Origin of the sequence: Vibrio cholerae ATCC 14035, assembly GCF_000621645.1 — a bacterium.
GTDB lineage: Bacteria > Pseudomonadota > Gammaproteobacteria > Enterobacterales > Vibrionaceae > Vibrio > Vibrio cholerae.
In genome coordinates, this window is the sequence record NZ_JHXR01000058.1 from 1 (window position 1) to 2,024 (window position 2,024).

General features: G+C 40.7%; 3 protein-coding genes. 1 reads left to right on the forward strand and 2 read right to left on the reverse strand.

The features are described 5' to 3' along the window. Positions 1 to 130 precede the first annotated feature (130 nt). Together T411_RS0115585 and T411_RS0115590 are read right to left on the reverse strand one after the other, a co-directional pair. Positions 131 to 421, reverse strand: coding sequence for a type II toxin-antitoxin system RelE family toxin (locus tag T411_RS0115585; RefSeq protein WP_000221352.1), 291 nt, complete (start codon positions 419 to 421; stop codon positions 131 to 133). Next, entirely contained in the window at positions 411 to 659 is a 249-nt protein-coding gene (locus T411_RS0115590) for a type II toxin-antitoxin system Phd/YefM family antitoxin (protein ID WP_000213183.1), read from the reverse strand. Before T411_RS0115590 ends, T411_RS0115585 begins: the two co-directional genes overlap by 11 nt. Positions 660 to 1,229: 570 nt before the next feature. Here T411_RS0115590 and T411_RS0115605 point away from each other — a divergent pair. After that, the gene (locus T411_RS0115605; protein ID WP_000036957.1) at positions 1,230 to 1,883 is read left to right on the forward strand and encodes a DNA-methyltransferase; all 654 of its coding nucleotides are present in this window, start codon (positions 1,230 to 1,232) and stop codon (positions 1,881 to 1,883) included. Positions 1,884 to 2,024: the final 141 nt, after the last annotated feature.

Genomic DNA, 2,024 nt, shown 5'->3' on the forward strand with positions numbered 1-2,024 from the left:
TAACAAACGCCTCAAGAGGGACTGTCAACGCGTGGCGTTTCCAGTCCCATTGAGCCGCGGTGGTTTCGGTTGTTGTGTTTGAGTTTAGTGGTAATACGTTGCCAGCCCCTTAGGCGGGCGTTAAACTTCATCAGTCGTCTAGCCGTTGCAGCGCTTTAGTGTAAACTTCGCTGCGTTCTCGTTTACCGACAGCTAAAACAGTAACTACGATGATGTCATTTTCAACTTGATAGACTAAGCGATAACCAGACTGCCGAAGTTTTATTTTATAAATGTTCTCAGCGCCAGACAGTTTGGCTGATGGAACATGTGGATTTTCAAGGCGTTCTATTAGTTTCTTCTTGAACTGCTGTTGGAGTGGAACGGCTAACTTTTTCCATTCCTTCAAAGCACTCTTTTTGAACTCAAGCTTATAGGTCATCGATATTTACCGATACGCTGTCTTCACTTAAGCGTTCTTTGGCAATAGCCAGTAGCTCAAGATCTTCAAGCTTATCCATCATGATCTCGTAGGTGCTTGCAGGGACGCAGTAGAAAGCCGGCTCATTTCGGTTGAGTACAGCAACAGGAGCACCGAAGGCACTAGTTGCAACTTTCATTGGGTTTGCTTTAAATTCGGTAATGCTTGCTGCAACATCAGCTAGGATTCTAGTGGTCATTTAATCGGTCCTTTATGTGGTCTTTAATTGGGTCATTATAGTCTTGAAAATGCAGTTTAACAAACGCCTCAAGAGGGACTGTCAACGCGCGGCGTTTCCAGTCCCAATGAGCCGCGGTGGTTGCAGTTGTTGTGTTTGGGTTTAGTGTTATGCGTTGCCAGCCCCTTAGGCGGGCGTTAGGCATAAAATTTATAAGCAATTGCTTGATATTCTCCATATTGCCCATATTTAAATTATGGTCATTAAATAAAAGGAGTAGACCATATGCCAGATTTAACGAAAGCTCGCTGTCCGTGTCGTGGATGCAATAAAGTTGCGAACAATGCAGAAGAGGTAGAAGAGCTGTTTGGCCTCAGAAATATGGGTGATGGTACGATTCGCGTACAATCATATTGTCGCGAATGTCGAGGCTTGCATTGTGAAGCTAGTAATCCTAAATGTAATCATCATGCCTAGGTATTTTGATGATTTGTTAGATAAGAAAATGATATAGGTTAATGACAGATACGATTTTAACGTATCTGTCATTTCATGTTAGGTTATGCGTTTCCCTCGATATTAGGCAATTTAATGTCAAAAATTTATCAAATGGATGCGGTTGATTGGCTTAAAACACTTGAAAATTGTAGTGTTGATCTGTTCATCACTGATCCACCATATGAATCGCTAGAAAAATATAGACAAATAGGTACGACTACACGGTTAAAAGAGAGTAAATCATCGAGCAATCAATGGTTTAGTGTTTTTCCTAACACTAGGTTTGAAGAGTTGTTTCGTGAAGTTTATAGAGTGCTAAAAAAAGGTTCTCATTTCTATTTATTTTGCGACCAGGAAACTATGTTTTTGGCGAAACCAATAGCGGAAAGTGTAGGCTTTAAATTTTGGAAGCCTATAGTTTGGGATAAGTGTGCTATAGGTATGGGATATCATTATCGTGCTAGATATGAATTTATTCTATTTTTCGAGAAAGGAAAGAGAAAGTTAAATGATTTAAGTGTTCCTGATGTGTTGGAATATAAGAGAGTTTGGAAAGGCTACCCAACAGAAAAGCCAGTTGAACTTCTGGAGGTTTTGATTAGGCAAAGCTCTTCAGAAAATGAAATTGTAGCGGATTCATTTTTTGGTTCAGGCTCAACTTTAATTGCAGCTAATAATCTCTCTAGAAAATACATTGGTTGTGATATATCAAGTTCTGCACATGAGTATTTTAAGAATAGAGCTTGAAACTATTTATGCCTAACAAACGCCTCAAGAGGGACTGTCAACGCGTGGCGTTTCCAGTCCCATTGAGCCGCGGTGGTTGCAGTTGTTGTGTTTGAGTTTAGTGTTAATGCGTTGCCAGCCCCTTGCGGGCGTTAGGTGTGT

Excerpts from the sequence above, each read along its gene's own strand:
- T411_RS0115605 (WP_000036957.1), top strand. The coding sequence starts at position 1,230 with ATGTCAAAAATTTATCAAATGGATGCGGTTGATTGGCTTAAAACACTT.
- T411_RS0115585 (WP_000221352.1), bottom strand. The coding sequence starts at position 421 with ATGACCTATAAGCTTGAGTTCAAAAAGAGTGCTTTGAAGGAATGGAAA.
- T411_RS0115590 (WP_000213183.1), bottom strand. The coding sequence starts at position 659 with ATGACCACTAGAATCCTAGCTGATGTTGCAGCAAGCATTACCGAATTT.